Consider the following 17,986-nt stretch of genomic DNA (forward strand, 5'->3'; position numbering starts at 1 on the left):
TCACGCCTCGGGAAGCAGATGCGTTCCGTCGTGGACACGGATGAACGGGCCGCCTTCGGACAACGCATCGGTGATACGGACGCCCCGTGCCTCAGGCGCCGCGCGTACGGCCTCTTCAGGAGACAACCAGGCCACGCTCAGGGCCTCGTCGGTCGTCCGGACACTGCCGCCCACGGGTTCGCACAGCAGAGCCAGGGAGACCACACCGAGCTTCATGTTCTTGTAGACCCCGGTCAGCCGCACTGGCTCGACTTCGACCCCGGTCTCCTCCCGGACTTCCCGCATGGCGCACTGCTCAGGTGTCTCCACCAGTTCGAGAACCCCGCCCGGCGGGACCCAGCGCCCGTCATCGGCCCGTCTGATCACGAGTACCTTGCCGTCCTCGGGGCGCACGACGATCCCGGTGACGCTCACGCTGTGGAGGGCCACGTCGCTCATCGTTCCTGCTCCCACGTGTACGTCAACCGCCAGCGCAGAGCGGCCAGGACGTTCAGGCATGCTTCCACCGGCCTCCCTTCGGGGTCGAAGGCCGTGCGGAGAACCTGGAAAACCGGTTGGCCGTGCACGATGTTCAGGAACTCGGACTCTTCTGATGTGGCACCGCGGACCTCGATGTCCTCGCTGAATCGGACCGGAGCGAACCCACGCTCCGCCAACCGCCCGTACATACCGCTCGGTCCGGTATCGGGCATGGCGATGTCAACGCTGCCGGCCACGCACATAGGGATGTAAGAAGCTGCGATCTGGACCGGCTTGTCATCAGCGAACATATGTCTCTTGCGCACGAGAACCGCTTCGCTCGGAGCGATCCGGAGCGCCTCGGAGATGATGTCCGGCGGGTCCTCTTCACCCCAATGCACAAGTTCGGTCCGCGCGGTCATCCCGGCTTCGGCAAGCTCCTCCGCGTACGCGCTCTCGCCACGGGAACTCCGGTGATGACGGTCGATCTTCCGTACACGCTTGACCATCGGCACATCGAGCACCACCGACCCGCGCCCGTGTTCTGTGCGGATCCACCCCTCGGCCTGGAGCGTGGCCATGGCCCGGCTGATGGAGCTCTGGTTGAGGCCGTACTTCTTGGCGAGGTCCGGTTGGCTGGGCAAGGTGCTGCCCGGAGTGTAGTCACCCCGCCTGATGGCATCACGCAACAGTGCTGCCACCTGCTTGTACCGCGCTCGGGGCGGTTCCAGGGTGCTCATCCGGCTTGTCCCTCCCGGCCTGTGTGTCTTCGTCCTTCACCGTAGCGCGGCCGGGCTCGCCCCTTCCTCTCATGTCCGTTGAAGAGAGCGACTGCTTATGCCATATGCATTGCAGCTTATGCCATAAGTGTTTATCGTGGTGCACACACGGGCCTCGGGTCTCGCAAGACCTCGACCGCGCATACAGAAGGCCCCGGGGGTGTCTGCAGCACCCACCGAGGCCGAGCCGACAACCACCCACTTGAACAAGGAGTTGCCGACATGACCATTATCCACCCTCCCCCTACGCCCGCCTACCCAGGACGGCGATGGGAAGCCCGGCACTACCCCGGTACCGCGCCCACCTGCGCACGCTTCCGTTCCGAACTCCGCGACGACCTGACCACCCTCGCCGGCATCCCGCGCCAGGCACGCGAGGACATCGAGCTCTGCGCGAACGAAGCATTCGCCAACGCAGTCAGGCACTCGCGCTCCCAGCAGCCCGGAGGCAGCGTCATCCGGCTGCTGTCCACCCCACTCGTCATGGGCCGCAAGACCACCATGCGCCTGTGCGTCATCGATGAGGGCCCCTCGGGCCGGCCTCCGGCGCGACCGTTCATCCCACCGCAAGTGGACCGACGACCGGCAGAGGAATGGGAAACCACCGAGTCCGGGCGCGGACTCCTGCTCATCCACCGCCTGGCCGACGAATGGGGCACCCGCCCATGGCCCTGCCCCGAGACGTCCGCCGAGCTCGGCACCGTGCTGTGGGCCGAATTCACGTTCACGTGCGCGCGCTGCACCTGCGGGGGTGCGCGATGAGCACCGCGACACTGCCGGACGGTATGCGCCAGGTCCTGACCGCTCCCCGCGGCCGGCGCTTCACCAGGCCCGGGATCCCTCGAACCCACCAGGCACGCATGCTCGCCCAGATGGCCGACAATCCCCGCGTGCGCTACCGACAGCTCCACGGCGAACTCCCCGCCTGGATGAACGCCCAGGAAGAGCGAACACCTCCACGCCGGCAACCGCGACCGGCCACACCCACGGTCCCGCACCCCAGGACACCGGACGAGACCAGCCCCGGCGCACAACCCCCTTCACGCCCCCGCCCCTCGCGACCACCCGTACCGGTGCCACCGCGACGCCCGGGCAACCACCGCAAACCACGCCGCCGCACCGGATGGATCCTGGCCGGCCACACCCTCGCCGCCACCGCCGGAGCCTGCGTGTCCCACCTGTTCGGGTTCCTGGGCTGAACGGCCATCAACAACCAGGAGGCTCTTGCTACCGGAGCCGACCTCGACCGTCGAAGCCGGCGCTGGTAGCAAGATCTTCCTTGGTGTGCAGTGCCTGCTCACCGACCCCGACCACCTTCATTCGGACTGCAGCTCAGCCACTGAGCCGTGAAGGCCGTTGCGTTGGAGACTGGCGAGCACGTCGGAGACCGTCCCGGGCGGCTTGCGCCAAGAGTCGGCGATCTGTTGTGCACAAGACCAGACCACTTTCCTGTCCAAGTGGATCTGATCGAGAAGGAAGTCGTCCGGGCTCTTGGCCTCGATGTCCCACCCCGACAGGACCGACGAAGGGAAATCGGTCAGGTTTTCCGTGACGATCACCTGAGCGCGTGCGCGGATGGCGGCGGCCACTACATGCCGGTCATCGGGGTCCGGAAGGTCCAAGGTTTCGATCAGCGGCTCGTACCCCGTGACGAGGCAGTCCCGGACCGCACAGATCATGAGTTCCCTTGTGCGCTCCAGGGCCGTGGCCGGGAGCTCAGGACGGTTCTTCTTGATGTTGCCGAAGGTCTCGTCCAGGATCCGGTGTGTCCATCTGGCCTGGACGAGACCTGCTTGCGCCACCCGGATGAGCAGGTCCCGAAGTGTGCTCGGGTACAAGACGTTCGCATCGTAGATGACGACGAAGGGCATCTCAGTCCAGGCCCAATTCCCGGTTCATCGCGGACAGTTCGTCGGCGGCCTCGCGACGGCGCCGGTCATCCCTGCGCATGTACGCCAACAGAGAGGCGGCACGGACCCTGCGGTGGGTTCCGACCTTGCGGTACTCGATCTCCTCCGCCTGGAGAAGACCGATGAGATGGGGGCGCGAGACATTGAGCATGTCCGCGGCCTGCTGGGTCGTCAGTTCGGCGTGGTCCGGCACGATCGAGACCCCGCGCCCGGCCGCCATGTGCGCGAGCACCCCGGCCAGCAGCTCGACAGCCGCACGGGGAAGCACAAGTTCTTCCTGGCTGTCCTCGACGGCCACGGGGACAGAGGTCAGCGCCTCATGGTGCTCGTCCAGATAGCGGCGGATCCGGGGCAGGGCGCTCTCAGCTGCTTCGATCTGATCGGTGTCCGGGTGCGAAGACAACACTGCCATGGTTCCCCCTCGCTCGACCTTGGCACAGCTCATCAGCCTACAAATGCATTATCCGAAACAAACGAAGCAAACGCAAGAGAGCGGTGGCCCTGTCGCCCGGGCAGGCCACCCCGGACCCTCAGCGCGGACGGCGGCGCGCGTGGCCGCGCTCGGCGGACCGGCAGGTCCAGCGGATGTGCTCGGCGACCGCGACAGGATCGTCGGCCATGGGGATGTGCCCGCTGCCGAGGAGCGAGACCATACGCGCGTTCGGCACGCGCGCGTGGGCGTGCTCGGCGCTGGAGGGCAGCAGGGTCCGGTCGCGGTCTCCCCAGGCGATGGTGACCGGGCAGTCGATGTGGCGCGGCACGAACACGTACTCGGCGATGCGCGGCACCATCCGCACGTAGGGCGCCCCGGGTTCCAATCCCTGGACGCCGAACCGGGTGGCCTTGGCGCCCGGCGACGACGGGTCCCCGCGCAGCGCCACCCGGGCGGCTGCGCGCGCGGGCGGGGTGTCGGCGAGCTGCTCCTTGACGTGGGTGGGCAGCCGCGCGGCCGCGTTCGCCACGTGTCCGACGGTGCGCATCCCCCAACGCGCGGCCCGGTCGGAGAACCCGGCCGGGGAGAAGACGGTGGCCGACCCGGCGGCGCCGCGGGCGGCCAGCTCCAGGGCGATCGAGCCCCCGAGGGAGTTCCCGGCCATGTGGGGGCGCTCCAACCCGTGCAGCTCACAGAACTCCCGCACGGCATCGGTCAGGGAGACCACGTTGTAGGGCTCGCCGATCGGCGGGGCCGGGGTGTCTCCGAACCCCGGGAGGTCGACACAGATGACTTCGTAGGAGTCGACGAGCCGGCGCATCACACCCGCCCAGCTCTGCCGCCGGTCCCCCAGACCGTGCAGCAGCACCAGAGGGCGCCCCCGACCACGCCGTTCGTAGGCGATGCGTGTGGGATCCATGTTCCCGGTCTACCCGTCTTGTCCGAGAGCGCTCCGGCCTTCGGTCCGGAGGTGACTCGGGCCTGGCCACCGCGCCCTTTCGTGCCGGACGGGCGTTTCTGGTCCTGGCTCGGAGGGGCGCGGCACACCGGTCCGGCCGGCCTGCCGCCCGTGGTCTGCGCGGTTTCGAGCCCCGCACCCTGCCCGGCCAACCGGCGCGCGCCGCGAGGGCGGGTCTCGATCCCCGTCGGTTCACGACGGGGAGGACGTCGACCGAGGTACTTCTCGAGGTCCGCCGCCGGCGCGCGCCGAGGGAGCGTCAAGTCCCGGCGGATGCACGCTCGCGCGAGCGTGCGCGGGTCAGCACCAGGCCGGTCAGGACCGACAGCAGCCCGAGGAGGGTGAAGAGCCCGGTCCCCAGGCCGGCGACGGTCAGGGCGAGCAGGCCCCCGCCGATCAGCGCGGCGGCAAGGAGGACCCGCACCAGGCCGGGTGCCCCGTCCAGGGCGGTGGGCGGGTTCTCGAACCGCACCGCCCAGTGCGCGAGGGTCACCACCAGGGGCATGAGGACGGCCAGCCCCAGCACCCCCCACAGTAGCCACAGGCCCGTCATCGGGGCGGGGGTGTGGATGTCGAGCCCGAACACGAGCACGCCGGCGACCACGCTGATCGGCACCATGTGCCACAGGTAGATCGTCATGAGCTGCGGGCTCACGCGGTCGAGGAGCCGGGCGGGACCGGGGCGCTCGGTCCATGCGGCGATCCGCTCGCGCATCAGCATGGCGGCCCCGACCTGGAGTGTGCCCAGCGCGGCCAGCAGCAGCGTCGGCGGCGCGACGTTGGAGGTCTCGGCGGCGAAGACCCCGGTCATGTTGAGCCCGTGGGGGCCGGCCCAGGCGAGGGCGGTCGCCGTGGCCACGCCTCCGACGACCATGCCCACCGCGTACCGGCGCCGGAGCGTGGACGTGGAGTAGTGGAACCCGAGCTGGTGCACGCCCAGCCACACGAAGGCGACGTTGAGGTATCCGACGGCGTCGACGCCGCTGCCGAAGCGCACGGCGTCGACGGCCGCGGCGCCCGCCAGCAGGCCGATCGGCACCCACCAACCCAGGCGCTCGTGGGCGCGGGCCAGGACGGGGGTGGCCACGACGACGAGCACGTACGCCGACAGGAACCACAGCACCATCCCGGCGGCCCCGGCGCCGACCAGGACCGGCTGGTGGGGCGCGCCGGCCAGGAAGAGCACGCTGCAGCCGACGAACCACACGGCGGCCAGCGGCACGACCGGCCAGGCCAGCCGCCGGAGCCGTTTCGCGTACCAGGTGGCGGCGGGGGTGCCGCGGCGGGAGGCGGACCGCCAGCTGATGAAGTTGGCCGCTCCCCCGACGAAGAAGATGAGCGGCATGACCTGGGAGACCCACGTGAGCACGAACCCGCCCTCGGTGGCCAGGACGCTCCCGGCATCCAGGGTCCCGGTGCCCTCCTCGACCGCCAGTACCGGCAGCCACCAGTGCTGGACGACCACGAGCACCATGACCAGCAGCCGGATCGCGTCGAGGAACCGGTCCCGCACGGGGACGGCCGGTGAGGTCGCGGTCGCCTCGGCTGTCATCGGGGTGGTCACGGCCATCGATTGCTCCTTCGTCGCCGCCGGTCCACACCCTGTGGACACACACGTGCCCGTGGCTGAAGGAGCGGTGCCGACCGGTGGCAGGGGGTCGCGGTGCGTCCAGGGCGCACCGCCTGTGCTGCGTCGGCGGCGAATCCCCGTCCGTGTGCCCGACGCGTGTTCGGATACGACCTTAAGTGCAAGAGGAAGGTGTTCGCGATGGTTCGGGCACCCTGCTCCACCGACGGGCGACACGACCGCCGGTGGTGGTGCATGCACCACCACCAACGAAGAATACCCAGGTCAGGGAGCTGATGGGGCAGTGGGCACGGCACGCTTGTGCGCAGTGGCACGGTAGCGGGCCACGAGGGTGCGCTCCACGTCCTCGGGCACGGGCAGGCCCTCGAGGAAGTCGTCGATCCGGTCGTAGCTCAGGCCGAGCGCCTCCTCGTCCGGGCGCCCGGGAGCGAGCGACTCCAGGTCGGCGGTGGGGACCTTGTTCACCAGGTCCTCGGGAGCGCCCAACGATGCGGCCAGGGCACGGACCCGGCGTTTGGTCAGCCCGGCCAGCGGGACGAGGTCCACACCGCCGTCGCCGTACTTGGTGAAGAACCCCGTGACGGCCTCGGCGGCGTTGTCGGTACCCACCACGAGACCGCGCATCCCGCCGGCGACCGCGTACTGGGCGATCATGCGCTGGCGTGCCTTGACATTGCCGAACACGAAGTCCTCGGAGGTGTCACCGTCGAAGATCATGCCGGCGGTACGCAGGGACTCGGACATGGCATCGCTGGCGGGGGCCACGTCCACGGTCAGAGTGCGGTCGGGGGCGGAGAACCCCAGGGCGCGGGCGGCGTCGTCCTCGTCCTTCTGCACGCCGTAGGGCAGGCGCATCGCCACGTACCGGGCCTCGTGGCCCTGTTCGCGCACCCGGTCGACGGCCAGGCGGCACAGGCGGCCGGTGACCAAGGAGTCCACACCGCCGCTCATGCCGAGAACGAGGGCGGTGGTGCCGGTGGTGATGAGTCGCTCGGCGAGGAAAGCCACCCGGCGCTGGGTCTCGACGCCGGTGTCGAAGGCCGCGGCCACCTCGAGGTCGCTGATGATCCCGCGGCGCTCCTGGCTCAGCTGAGTCTCGGTCACGGCGCATCCCCCTGTCGTGTGGTGTTCGTGCTCGCCGATTATCCAGGTTCGTACCTGTCCCGTGTACCCCGTTCGCACGTGGTTACGACCACCACTGCGGTGGGGCCCGAACGGCGCCGGCCCGCTCAGGGACCGCTCCCGCGTCCGGGCGGCCCCGGACGCGGGAGGCGGCGGGCCAGTCCTTCGTAGTCGACGACGAGCCCGTCGGTGTCCACGGAAAGCCGGTACCGGCCGTTCTCGGGGTCGGCGTAGGTGTAGTGGTCCAGGCCGTCGGCGAAACCGTGGCGGAGGTAGCGTTGGCGCACCCTCCGCACGGACAACGAGGGCACGTGCACCCAGGCGACCGCGATGTCGCGGTGCTCGCCGGGACGCAGGCCCAGACGGCGGACGGGGAGGGTGTTGGTGAGCGGGGTGGCGGCCACGTCCACGTCGAAGCAGCCCACGAGCTCGGGCAGCCGGGTGCCGTCGCCACGCGCCCAACTGCCGTCGCGTGCGGTGAGCTCGAGCCGGGCGGGGCCGTCCGCGGAGAGCACCTCCACACGCACGTGCCGGGTCACCCACGCCAGGTCGGTCTCGACCCCGAAGCGGGTGGAGAAGGCCTCGCCGTCCTCGACGACGGTCTCTCCCGCCTCCAACACGTACCCGTCCGGCCGGGGCGCGAGGGTCCCCATCCCCAGTCCCTCGGGGACGTCGGTACGGGTCCACACGGCGGGGTGTTCCGTCTGTGACGACATGCACCCGTTCTACCGTCGCGGAGCCGGAGACGCCAGAAGTGCACGTGGGGCCCGTGCCCCGACGAGGACACGGGCCCCAGGACCGGCGCGGACGGATCAGGCGTCGGCGGACGGCTCCTCACGCACCGGGGGCTCACCGGTCTTGATCTCGTGCTTCATGGCGTCGAAGTCGCTCTCCATCTTCTCGGTGACCTTGCCGAGCGGGTTGAAGACCACGATGCACAGGAAGCTGAGCGCCACGGCCGGGATCATCGCGTACAGGCCCAGGCCCAGGACGTTCTCGTCGAAGAGGTCCCAGAACACGGCCATGGACGCACCGGCGATCATGCCGGCGAGCGCACCCGCCCAGGTCATGCGGCGCCAGAACACGGCCATGAGCAGCAGCGGGCCGAAGCCGGCACCGAAACCGGCCCAGGCGTAACCGACCAGGTCCATCACCGATTGGTCGCCGAACAGGGCCACCAGCGCGGCGATCACGGCCACGATCACGACGGTGGCCCGGCTGAGCCACAGGAGCTGCGTCGGAGAGGCGTGCTTGTTGACGAAAGCCCGGTAACCGTCCTCGGTGATGGCGGAGGAGGCCACCAGCAGCTGGGAGTCGGCGGTGCTCATCACGGCGGCCAGGATCGCGGCCATGAGGAAGCCGGCCACCCACGGGTTCATGAGGGCGGTGATCAGGGCGGGGAAAACCTGCTCGGGATCGCTCAGCGGCACCTCGAAGTAGGCGATGCCGACGTAGCCGACCAGCACGGCCAGGGCCATGGCGGTCACGGCCCAGCCGACACTGACGGTCGCGGCCATGGGGATCTGCTTGACCGAACGGATCGCCATGTAGCGGGCGAGGATGTGCGGCTGGCCGAAGTAGCCGAAGGCCCAGGCCAGGCCGGAGACGATGACGACCCAGCCCAGGGCGCCGGTGGGCTCCCACGTCCCGGTGTCGGCGTTCAGGCTCGCGCCGCCGAACGCCGAGAGGAGGGACTCGCTGCCGGCCGCCACCCCGTCCCGGACCTCGCCCAGGCCGCCGATGGTGCTGATCGCGACGATCGGCACGATGAGCAGGGCGATCCACATGAGCACCGCCTGGACGGTGTCGGTGACGGAGACGGCGAGGAAGCCGCCGATGACCGTGTAGGCGACGACGAAGCCGAGCCCGATGAGTACGGCCGGGACCGGCCCCAGGCCGAAGACCTGGTCGAACAGAGCCATCATCGCCGTCATGCCGGAGGCGACGTAGAAGAAGTAGAAGACGATGATGATGATCGCCGAGACCGCGCGCAGCAGACGGCTGCGGTCGGCGAACCGGTTCTCCAGGAACGAGGACAACGTCAGGGAGTTGGACTCGCCGCCGGTGAGAAAGTCCGTGACCCGGTGGGTGTACACCCGCAGTCGGGGAGCGAGCAGCACCCAGCTGCCCAGGAAACCGCACGCCAGGCCGACCGCGATCCAGGCCTCACCGAAACCGGACGCGTAGATCGCGCCGGGCAGACCCAGCAGGAGCCAGCCGCTGAAATCGCTGGCATTGGCGCTGAGGGCGGTCACGAAACTGCCGAGTTTGCGGTCACCCAGCACGAAGTCCGACTGCGACTTCGTCTTGTTGTAGAAATAGACGGCCATGACGATCATCAGGCCGAGGTAGATCGTGAAGGCCACGACCGGTTCCAGCAAGGAGTCGGGGTTCAACCGGTCTCTCCTACGTGATCAGGCGCGCTTTCGGTCACTTCATACGCGCTGCGGACGGACGATGACCGAGATCATGTCCCCTTGTCAGCCCGGACACAACGTGTCGTTCGTGGAACAACACCGCTTCGATACCCGGTCGAGTCATCGACCAGGTGGGATTGTGCGGCGGGCCACTCGCCGGCGCCCTTGTTCGTCCGATCGGACATACAGGTCGGGCCCGAGGGTCCCGGGTGTGTTCGACCCCATCCCGCCCCCTCCGCACACCGGGTAGCCGCGCTGCGGTCGGCGGTCACCGAATCCACGAACGGACTGTTGCTCCGGGCCGCCGCGGACTACGGTGACGGCATGGACGCTCAGCCCTCCGCAAACGGCCGCAGCATCGGCCCCTCGGGGATCTGCCCACGGGGCGAACACGACTGGCAGCCCGCGTCACCCGGTTCAGCACGCCGACTGTGCAGCAAGTGCAACTCGATGATGATGCGCAACTACGTCCCGGAGGCCGATCGGGACCGCCGCAGCTGAGGTGTGAGAGAGGCCCTCACGTGACCGAGACCCCCCGCCTCGCGCCCCTGCGAGAACCCGCTTGGCAACTGCGTGTCCTCGACGGCGACGGATTCCCCGTCGGCGGCGCCGTCCACATGTCCCCCCGTTTCCTCGTGACCTGTGCCCACGTGGTCAACACCGCGCTGGGCCTGCCCGCCGGCACCGAGGAGCACCCCGGCGAGCGGGCGCGCGTACGGCTCGCCCAGAGCCACGGCCCCGTGTGGGAGGCCTCCGTCGGAACCGAGGTGTGGTCCGCGGGCCACGGCGAGATCGACGTGGCCGTGCTGTGGTTGACCTCCTCCGGCTTCCCCGACACCGGCCATCCCGTGCGGGTGACCGGTTCCCGGTTACGCCAGGGCGAACCCCTCCGTACGACCGGTTACCCGGACGGTTTCGCGCTGCATTCCTCCCTGCTCTACCTCGGACCGGCCGGCCCCTCCCGTGCCAGCCACCAGGCCACGCTGCCCGAGAACGAGGTCCAGCCGATCACAGAGGGTTTCAGCGGATGCGGGGCCATCACCGAGTCCGGTGAGCTGGTGGGCCTCGTCCAGCAGAACCACTTCCACGCCCACGACGGCGACCGCCCCAGCGGCACAGCGTTCATACTGACCACCGACGACATGCCCGACGGCGGCTACGGCGGCCGGGAGGGCCGCGCCGTCGGGGCCGGACCGGTCTCGCGCCTGACCGACGAGGCCCTGTGCGGTGAGGTCGCCTACGAGCGCCTGCACGACTTCCTGGAGTCCGTCCCGGAGGCCGTGCTGCCCCACGCGCACCTGCTCGACGACGAGGAACGCCGCCGCACCCGCGAGCGCATCGGGGAGGAACCCAGTGCGTGGCGGGTCCTCATGGGCCTGTGGAACCTCGTACCGGCCGGGGACGCACCCCCTCTCCGGCTCGTGTGGGTGCACCACGCGCTGCGTGAGCTGCGCAGCCACAGGCCCGTCCCGCCCTCGGCCGGCCGATGGCTGCGCGAGGAGGCTCGCGAGCACCTCGGTGACGGATGGGAGCAGGAACTGGACTCCGAACTCACCCGCCGTTCGTCGGAACACGCCCCGTCCCCCGAGGGCCCCTCGGCCGAGGAAGGCACCGCCCCGCAGCCCGGCCGACGCCCCGACACCGTCGTCCTGTTCGACGTGGAGCCGGTGACCGGGGGCTACAAGCTCTCCCACGGCATCGCCCACCGTTCGGGGCGGGGCTACGAACACCGGGAGCAGGCGACGATGCTGGTCCAGCGCTACCAACTCCGCGACCGGGTGGGCGACCTCGTGAGCCAGGCGGGTTTCCGGGACGGCCTCACCCCGGAGCGCGGATCACCACGGCTGAGCTTCCTGCTGCCCAAACGCCTGCTCGGCCTGGACCTGGGATCGGTCACCGGCCACCACGGCGACCGACAGGACGCCCCGACCCTCGCCGAGGAGTACGAACTCGTCTACCACGTGCGCGAGCGGGTGCGCCCGCCCCGGCACGTACCCGGTCGTGAACGGCCCTGGCGCACGCGCACCGAACGCCAGCACGAGCACCCCCTGTTGAGCGCCGACACCTTGCTGACCACGTGGGACCGGGTCGGGGACGAGGTGCGTGCAGCGCTCTCCGACGAGGAGGTGACGGTCTGTGTGGTGGAGACCGACCGGTTGGACACCCACAACGTGTACGACGCCGTGCTCGAGTCGGGGGTACCGACGGTCCTGCGCGGCCCGCGTCCTGCCTTGCTCACGCTGATCGGGGAGCTGCTGACGGCCCGGTCGGAGGAGCAACGGCACGTGTGGGCCCTGCCCTCGCTGTTGCGTGAGCGGGCCGAGCGCAAACAGGGCGGGGAAGGGATCGTGCTCGTGCACGACGAATACGGTGACGTACTTTTCCGGGAGGTGGAGAGAACCTGAGACACACCCCGCCTGGAAGAACGTCGGCGACCGGTGGTATCCGGAAAACGCGCACGCGGAGAACTATTCGCCGGAGCGCGCCGGGGTGGCAGAATCGACGTCAGACTCGTGCGTCGGTATTTCCGAGGACGGGGGACCACCTTCAGGAGCCCTTGAGAAGGGAATAATGGGGGTAAAAAGGACATGACACCCCAGAATACGCAAATTCCTGCCCTCACCCTCAGCAGCCTCACCAGCGACCCCTCACATCTGGTGATCCTGCTCGACACATCCCCCCTGATGTGCGTACACGAGGACGAGATCGCGGAACTGCTGCGTGAGGCCGAGTCCGTCGGCGCCGCGGTGTGCGCCATCACGCCCACACCCCTGGCCCGTGCCCACAGCGGCGAGCACCGGTGGCCCCTCGACGCGCCCCTGCCCGCCGGCGCCACCGCAGGCATCGTCGTCACCGACGCCCAGGACCGCGGCTGGCGCCAGCCCCACTTCCGCTCCTGGCTCGCCGAGCTCAACACCCGTCTGCCCCTGCACGTGGTGCACCTGCTCGACCGCTCCACCTGGCACCGCGGACCGGTCCACCCTTCACCCATGCGCCTCACCGGCGCCCGGACCAACGACCCCGCCGCTTGGTCTCCCGCCCACCCCGACGACGTCGGCGACCTCCCCGGCGGGACCACCGCGCTGCCGGTCCTGTCGCCGGAGAACCCGCCCGAGCACCGCAACCTGCCCGCGCCCGAGGCCGGTTGGGAAGCCGACGTGTGGGCCCTGCCCCTGGACGGCAGCCGCAACGACGACGCCACCCTCGTGCCCGATCCCGTCGCGCACTTCCTCACCCACGCCTCGCTCGGGGCCCGCCTGCTCGCCCAACGCCTCGCCCAGGCCCCCGTCAACCTGCCCGTGGCCCGCATGCTGCACCAGGGCATCCCCCGCGACCCCGGCGAGGAACGCACCCGGCGGACCGAGATCGCCGAGGTCCTCGGCAGCGGCCTCCTGGACCCCACCCACCCGGTCGGCGACCTCCACGATCCCGTCGAGGCCGCCCTGGAGTTCCTGCCCGGGGTCCGCCCACAGCTCCTCGGCCGGCTCGGCGACCTCAGCACCATGCGGTCGGTCTTCTTCGCCCTCGGCGTGGAGTTCAAGGAGACCGCGCAGGTCTACCAGTGGCTGTCACGCCTGGAGATCGGAGCGCCCCCCGAGATCACCGTCCCGCCCCGGGAGAGGGGCCTGGCTCGGGCCGTTCTGCCCGCCCTGCGCCAGATGCCCGGCGAGTACCGCCGCTTCGCCGCCCGCCTGGAGAACTCTCTCGGGATCCGCAGACCGGCACCGGCCCCCGCAACGCCTTCCCCCGGTGCGGCCACGGGCTCCGAAGCACCCACAGGACCGCCCGGGGCCACACCGCCGCCCGCAGGGCCAACGAAACTCCGGAAGGAGCAGACCCCCCAAGTGAGCATCCACGACGACCTCGACGAGGAGTCCACCGGCTCGGAGCCCGTCAGCACGCGCACCGGAGGCTTCCGCCGCCGGCGCCGCAGCTCCGCCCAGTTGCGCGGCCTGCCCCCGCACAACCGGCACTTCACCGGCCGGGACGACTTCCTGGAGCACATCCGCGCCTCGTTCGACTCCCCCGAGACCTATGACGGGCTCTACCTACTCACCGGCGGCGGCGGTTACGGCAAGACCCAGATCGCGATCCAGTACGCGCACCAGCACCGCGACGACTACGACCTCATCTGGTGGTTCCCCGCCAACAACGCCACCGACGTCCAGCAGGCCTACCTGCACCTGGCCCGTTTCCTCGGCATCCCCGGGGACCTCGGCAACTACGAGCGCACGGTCGAGCGTGTGCACGAGGACCTGCAGTTCCGCGAGGACGTCGGGTACTGGCTGCTGGTCTTCGACGACGTCGAGGACCTCGACAAACTGCGCCAACAAGGGCTGCCCACGGGCCGCGGCGGCGACATCCTCATCACCTCCCGCGAACAGAGCTGGTACCAGGACGGCGTCAGCGACGGCAAGAAGGTACGCGAGCTGCCCCCGCAGGAGAGCGTCACCCTGCTGCGCCGCGTCTGTCCCCAAGGGCTGGACGAGGACACCGTCGCCCTGCGTATCGCCGAGCAACTCGAACACTTCCCCCTCGCCCTCGCCCAGATGGGCGCCTACCTGCGCGATTCCCTCATCAGCCCCGAGGAGTTCCTCGACCAGCTCACCAACGAGTTCTCCTCGCTGCTGGACGAGGTCGGCCCCGACGGCCACTACAACAAACCCCTGGCCGCGGCCTGGAACGTGCAGCTGGAGGAGCTCAAGCGCGGCTCCGAACGCGACCGCGAACTCAAGCAGCTCGTGCGCGAGTTCATCCAACTGTGCTCGTTCTTCGCGCCGCGCCCGCTCAAACGCACCCTCTTCCACCGGGCACGCGGGCTCAGCGACAACCGGGAGCTCGCCAAGATCCTGGGCGACGACCGGGCCCTGAACAAGGTCCTGCAGTACATGAGCCGGCACAGCCTCGCCGACCTCGACCGCCGCAACTACACCTTCCAGCTCCACGGCAGCTTCCAGGCGGTCGTGCGCCGCACCCTCGGTGAGGACGAACGTGTGCGCCTGCGCGACCTCGCCCACCGCCTGCTCGCCCAGAGCGACCCGCTGGGGCCCGAGAACCCGCAGAACTGGCCCGAGTACCAGATCTACTACGCCCACATCCTCTCCTCGCAGGCCTGGCGCACCCGCGACGTGCAAGTACGCAACCTGGTACGCAACGTCGTGGTGTACCTGCTGGAGACCGACAACCCGCTCATGGCCCAGCGGATGGCCGAGCCGGCGATCGAGGCCTGGTACGACGACCCCTCACAGCGCTTCGAGATGGAACTGCTGCGCAACAACGCCCTGCGTCTGCGCGACCAGAACACCCTGGCCCTGAAGGAGGCCGACCGGATCCTCGCCGAACGCCGGGAGTTGGACGGCGGCGACAGCGAGGAGGTCATGGAGGCACGCCGCGCGCGGGCCATCGCGCTGAGCCACCTGGGCGAGTTCGAGAGCGCGCTGTCGGAGTTCCGCTCCATCCGCGAGAATGTGGTCGAGCTCTACACCGAGGAGGACGACAACGCCCTGGTGGCCGCGCACGACGTCGCCGTGGCCCTGCGGTTGCTCTTCCGGTTCACCGAGGCACTGGAGATCGACGAGGAGAACCTCCGGCGCCGCCGCCACCTGTTCGGTTCCAACGGCATCCCGACCCTGCGCTCACAGACGGCCTTGGGCATCAGCATGCTCGGCCTGGGGCGTATGACCGAGGCGACCGCGACCTTGGGGGACTGCCTGCAGCGGTTCGAGTCGGAGGAGGCCGAGGACAGTTCGCACGCGGCGGACATCCCCCTCTTCCAATCGGTTCTGCACCGGCGCTTCGGCGACCACGACCGGGCCCTGGAACTGTCCCAGGGCGCGGCCGACGCCCAGTACCTGCGCGACCAGTTGCGCAACCGCACCGAGGTGTTCGTCTACAACATCCACGCGGTGAACCTGGCCTTCACCAAGAACGTGGAGCGCGCCGAGCTCCTCGCCGAGCGGCTCCTGGTCACGGCCGACGTCCACTACGGGGAGAAACACATCGCCCGGTGGATCACGCGTGTCAACGCCGCGATCGTGCTGCGTGCGGCGGGTCGTTTCGAGGAGGCGCTGGAGCTGGACCGGGTCGCCCACGAACGCCTGGCCGACCTTCTGCCGCCGGAGCTGGGCCCGCTGGCGCCGGTGGAGATCAACCGGGGCAACGACCTGTTCGGGCTGGGCCGCCTCCAGGAGGCCCTGGAGCAGGACAACACGGCCCTGGCCACGTGCATGGCCGGCCTTGCTCCCGACCACCTGTTCACCCTCATCGCCCGGCGCAACCTGCTCATCAGCCGCCGGGCCCTCGGCGAGGAGGTCGGGGAGGAGTGGTTGCAGCTGCGGAACGAGTTCGTGGCCGGATACGGCCCCGACCACCGTTACGTACAGGGCATGGACGGTTTCGTCCGGCTCGACGCGGACTTCCTACCGGTCTCCCGGTGACACGCTGCACGGAACCGCCGCCAGCAGGCGGGCCCACTCGCTGAGCGGGACACCGAGCTCCGTGCCGGAGGGGTTCTGGGAATCGCGGACGTGGGCACCGCCGCGGCTGAGGCGGGCTTCCCAGCATCCGCCCGAGTCGTGCGAGCGGCGGGACTTGCGCCAGATGTCAGCGCTCCGACCGTCGGCCCAGTTCAACGTCTCGCCCTTCCGCGTTCCCATGTCAAGTTGACCCACGATCTCCTCTGAGCGACGACCGACGCTTGACGGCACATTCCCATTTTACGTTCCAACCGGACAATCACGAAAGTCCACATGAAATACCGACCAGAGGTGCCACGGTGAACAACGCGATCGACTTCGTCACCGATGACGGATTCACCGTCAAGATCGAGCCCGCACAACAGCGCCGGCAAGGGGCGCACAACGTCAGCAAACAGAACGGGACAGCCACCGGACAAAAACACCTCGACGACGTCCTCCTGCGTATCCGTAAGGTCGCCGAAGCCGTTTCCTCGCAGATCAACGGGTTCTCCGAGATCCCCGGAGGCCCCTCCGGCGCGGAGGTGGAGTTCGGGATCAGCGTGAGCGCCGAGGCCGACGCGGTCATCCTCAAGGGCAACGGCGAGGCCACCTTCAAGGTCACCCTCACCTGGGCCCGCCACACCTGACACGGCGGAGGGCGCCGAGAGCCGGTCCGGGGGGACCCCCGTCCCTCGACGCCCCTTCCTGCTCGGGGCGACCCGTGCGTCAGTCCCAGTCGAGCCCGCCGCCGGACTGGTACTCGATCACCCGGGTCTCGAAGAAGTTCTTCTCCTTCTGCAGGTCCATGACCTCGGACATCCACGGGAACGGGTTCTCCGTCTCACCGAAGATCGGGGCCAGACCGATCTGCTCGGCCCTGCGGTCGGTGATGAAGTGCATGTAGGTCTCGCACAGCTCGGCGTTGAGCCCGAGGACACCGCGCGGCATGGTCTCCCGGCCGTAGGCGACCTCCAGGTCACAGCCCTCCACCAGCATCTGCCGGACCTCGGCCTGGAACTCCTCGGTCCACAGGTGCGGGTTCTCGAGCTTGATCTGGTTGATCACGTCGATGCCGAAGTTCAGGTGGATCGACTCGTCGCGCAGGATGTACTGGTACTGCTCGGCGATACCCACCATCTTGTTGCGCCGTCCCAGCGACAGGATCTGCGCGAACCCGGTGTAGAACCACATGCCCTCGAAGATCACGTAGAAGGCGATGAGGTCGCGCAGGAACGCCTGGTCGGCCTCGGGCGTACCCGTGGAGAACTCGGGGTCCTCCAAGTTCTGGGTGTACCTGAGCGCCCAGGAGTCCTTCGCGGTGATCGAGGGGACCTCCCGGTACATGTTGAACAGCTCGCCCTCGTCCAGGCCGAGGCTCTCGCAGATGTACTGGAAGGTGTGCGTGTGCACGGCCTCCTCGAAGGCCTGCCGGAGCAGGTACTGGCGGCACTCGGGGTTGGTGAGCTGGCGGTAGACGGCCAGGACGACGTTGTTGGCCACCAGCGACTCCGCCGTGGCGAAGAACCCCAGGTTGCGCTTGAGCATGAGGCGCTCGTCGTCGGTGAGGCCGTCCGCGGACCGCCACAGCGCGATGTCGGCCTGCATGGCGACCTCGGTGGGCATCCAGTGGTTGTTGCAGCCGGCCAGGTACTTCTCCCACGCCCAGGTGTACTTGAGCGGGAGGAGCTGGTTGACGTCGGCGCGGGCGTTGATCATCGCCTTGTCGCCGGCGTCGACACGCTCGGCGTCGCGTTCGATCTCGCCGAGCCCGGTGCCGGTGTCGACGGTGTTCGGTGTGCTCATGGCGATGGTGTTCCGATCCTTGGCAGAAGGCTGCGGGCGGGTGTGCGACGGGGCGGCCG

General features: G+C 69.3%; 17 protein-coding genes. 6 read left to right on the top strand and 11 right to left on the bottom strand.

The window, feature by feature from the left end; genetic code table 11:
- Together D473_RS0102230 and D473_RS0102235 are read right to left on the bottom strand one after the other, a co-directional pair.
- Nucleotides 1–438, bottom strand: a complete 438-nt coding sequence (locus D473_RS0102230; RefSeq protein ID WP_017607468.1) for an NUDIX hydrolase — start codon at nucleotides 436–438, stop codon at nucleotides 1–3.
- Nucleotides 435–1,199, bottom strand: a complete 765-nt coding sequence (locus D473_RS0102235) for a GntR family transcriptional regulator (RefSeq protein ID WP_017607469.1) — start codon at nucleotides 1,197–1,199, stop codon at nucleotides 435–437. The genes D473_RS0102230 and D473_RS0102235 overlap by 4 nt, the downstream gene beginning before the upstream one ends.
- Before the next feature lie 261 nt (nucleotides 1,200–1,460).
- On the opposite strand from D473_RS0102235, the gene D473_RS0102240 reads away from it, so the two are divergent.
- Nucleotides 1,461–2,000 (top strand): ATP-binding protein, encoded by a 540-nt coding sequence (locus D473_RS0102240; RefSeq protein ID WP_017607470.1) that lies wholly within the window; start codon nucleotides 1,461–1,463, stop codon nucleotides 1,998–2,000.
- A complete protein-coding gene (locus D473_RS27575; RefSeq protein ID WP_152436733.1) occupies nucleotides 1,997–2,437 on the top strand; it encodes a hypothetical protein in 441 nt (146 codons plus the stop codon). The genes D473_RS0102240 and D473_RS27575 overlap by 4 nt, the downstream gene beginning before the upstream one ends.
- 117 nt (nucleotides 2,438–2,554) lie before the next feature.
- Here D473_RS27575 and D473_RS0102250 read toward each other — a convergent pair whose 3' ends face one another.
- The 7 genes from D473_RS0102250 to putP all read right to left on the bottom strand — a co-directional run bounded on the left by D473_RS0102250 (nucleotide 2,555) and on the right by putP (nucleotide 9,645).
- Nucleotides 2,555–3,109: a PIN domain-containing protein gene (locus D473_RS0102250; protein ID WP_017607471.1), complete on the bottom strand. Its 555-nt coding sequence runs from the start codon at nucleotides 3,107–3,109 to the stop codon at nucleotides 2,555–2,557.
- A 1-nt stretch (nucleotide 3,110) separates the two neighbouring features.
- A complete protein-coding gene (locus D473_RS0102255; RefSeq protein ID WP_017607472.1) occupies nucleotides 3,111–3,560 on the bottom strand; it encodes a helix-turn-helix domain-containing protein in 450 nt (149 codons plus the stop codon).
- Nucleotides 3,561–3,678: 118 nt separating this feature from the next.
- Nucleotides 3,679–4,500 carry an alpha/beta fold hydrolase gene (locus D473_RS0102260; RefSeq protein ID WP_017607473.1) on the bottom strand — a complete coding sequence of 274 codons (822 nt, stop codon included), beginning with the start codon at nucleotides 4,498–4,500 and terminating at the stop codon, nucleotides 3,679–3,681.
- A gap of 298 nt (nucleotides 4,501–4,798) precedes the next feature.
- A complete protein-coding gene (locus D473_RS0102265) occupies nucleotides 4,799–6,109 on the bottom strand; it encodes an acyltransferase family protein (RefSeq protein WP_017607474.1) in 1,311 nt (436 codons plus the stop codon).
- Nucleotides 6,110–6,391: 282 nt separating this feature from the next.
- Nucleotides 6,392–7,231, bottom strand: coding sequence for an ammonia-dependent NAD(+) synthetase (gene nadE / locus D473_RS0102270; protein WP_017607475.1), 840 nt, complete (start codon nucleotides 7,229–7,231; stop codon nucleotides 6,392–6,394).
- A 125-nt stretch (nucleotides 7,232–7,356) separates the two neighbouring features.
- Nucleotides 7,357–7,965 (bottom strand): putative glycolipid-binding domain-containing protein, encoded by a 609-nt coding sequence (locus tag D473_RS0102275; protein WP_017607476.1) that lies wholly within the window; start codon nucleotides 7,963–7,965, stop codon nucleotides 7,357–7,359.
- 96 nt (nucleotides 7,966–8,061) lie between these two features.
- The gene (gene putP / locus D473_RS0102280; RefSeq protein ID WP_017607477.1) at nucleotides 8,062–9,645 is read right to left on the bottom strand and encodes a sodium/proline symporter PutP; all 1,584 of its coding nucleotides are present in this window, start codon (nucleotides 9,643–9,645) and stop codon (nucleotides 8,062–8,064) included.
- 345 nt (nucleotides 9,646–9,990) lie between these two features.
- On the opposite strand from putP, the gene D473_RS27580 reads away from it, so the two are divergent.
- From D473_RS27580 to fxsT, 3 genes are all read left to right on the top strand, one after another.
- On the top strand, nucleotides 9,991–10,167 hold the full coding sequence (locus D473_RS27580; RefSeq protein ID WP_193373238.1) for a hypothetical protein: 177 nt from the start codon (nucleotides 9,991–9,993) through the stop codon (nucleotides 10,165–10,167).
- 20 nt (nucleotides 10,168–10,187) lie between these two features.
- Nucleotides 10,188–12,071 carry a serine protease gene (locus tag D473_RS0102290; protein WP_017607479.1) on the top strand — a complete coding sequence of 628 codons (1,884 nt, stop codon included), beginning with the start codon at nucleotides 10,188–10,190 and terminating at the stop codon, nucleotides 12,069–12,071.
- Nucleotides 12,072–12,254: 183 nt separating this feature from the next.
- A complete protein-coding gene (gene fxsT / locus D473_RS0102295) occupies nucleotides 12,255–16,103 on the top strand; it encodes an FxSxx-COOH system tetratricopeptide repeat protein (protein ID WP_017607480.1) in 3,849 nt (1,282 codons plus the stop codon).
- Here fxsT and D473_RS0102300 read toward each other — a convergent pair.
- Nucleotides 16,086–16,337: a DUF397 domain-containing protein gene (locus D473_RS0102300; protein ID WP_026126521.1), complete on the bottom strand. Its 252-nt coding sequence runs from the start codon at nucleotides 16,335–16,337 to the stop codon at nucleotides 16,086–16,088. The genes fxsT and D473_RS0102300 overlap by 18 nt on opposite strands.
- Before the next feature lie 104 nt (nucleotides 16,338–16,441).
- Between D473_RS0102300 and D473_RS0102305 the strand changes: the two genes are divergently transcribed.
- Entirely contained in the window at nucleotides 16,442–16,771 is a 330-nt protein-coding gene (locus D473_RS0102305; protein ID WP_017607482.1) for a CU044_2847 family protein, read from the top strand.
- Nucleotides 16,772–16,850: 79 nt separating this feature from the next.
- Here the strand turns inward: D473_RS0102305 and D473_RS24030 are convergent, their stop codons facing one another.
- Nucleotides 16,851–17,933: a ribonucleotide-diphosphate reductase subunit beta gene (locus D473_RS24030; RefSeq protein ID WP_275040634.1), complete on the bottom strand. Its 1,083-nt coding sequence runs from the start codon at nucleotides 17,931–17,933 to the stop codon at nucleotides 16,851–16,853.
- Between the last annotated feature and the right edge of the window lie 53 nt (nucleotides 17,934–17,986).

The sequence above is a fragment of the Nocardiopsis xinjiangensis YIM 90004 genome, from assembly GCF_000341145.1.
GTDB lineage: Bacteria > Actinomycetota > Actinomycetes > Streptosporangiales > Streptosporangiaceae > Nocardiopsis > Nocardiopsis xinjiangensis.

What these genes read in the sequence shown, in the direction of transcription:
- D473_RS0102265 (WP_017607474.1), bottom strand. Translation starts at nt 6,109, where the DNA reads ATGGCCGTGACCACCCCGATGACAGCCGAGGCGACCGCGACCTCACCG.
- D473_RS0102235 (WP_017607469.1), bottom strand. Translation starts at nt 1,199, where the DNA reads ATGAGCACCCTGGAACCGCCCCGAGCGCGGTACAAGCAGGTGGCAGCA.
- D473_RS0102260 (WP_017607473.1), bottom strand. Translation starts at nt 4,500, where the DNA reads ATGGATCCCACACGCATCGCCTACGAACGGCGTGGTCGGGGGCGCCCT.
- D473_RS27580 (WP_193373238.1), top strand. Translation starts at nt 9,991, where the DNA reads ATGGACGCTCAGCCCTCCGCAAACGGCCGCAGCATCGGCCCCTCGGGG.
- D473_RS0102250 (WP_017607471.1), bottom strand. Translation starts at nt 3,109, where the DNA reads ATGCCCTTCGTCGTCATCTACGATGCGAACGTCTTGTACCCGAGCACA.
- D473_RS0102275 (WP_017607476.1), bottom strand. Translation starts at nt 7,965, where the DNA reads ATGTCGTCACAGACGGAACACCCCGCCGTGTGGACCCGTACCGACGTC.
- D473_RS0102255 (WP_017607472.1), bottom strand. Translation starts at nt 3,560, where the DNA reads ATGGCAGTGTTGTCTTCGCACCCGGACACCGATCAGATCGAAGCAGCT.
- fxsT (WP_017607480.1), top strand. Translation starts at nt 12,255, where the DNA reads ATGACACCCCAGAATACGCAAATTCCTGCCCTCACCCTCAGCAGCCTC.
- D473_RS0102240 (WP_017607470.1), top strand. Translation starts at nt 1,461, where the DNA reads ATGACCATTATCCACCCTCCCCCTACGCCCGCCTACCCAGGACGGCGA.
- D473_RS27575 (WP_152436733.1), top strand. Translation starts at nt 1,997, where the DNA reads ATGAGCACCGCGACACTGCCGGACGGTATGCGCCAGGTCCTGACCGCT.
- D473_RS0102230 (WP_017607468.1), bottom strand. Translation starts at nt 438, where the DNA reads ATGAGCGACGTGGCCCTCCACAGCGTGAGCGTCACCGGGATCGTCGTG.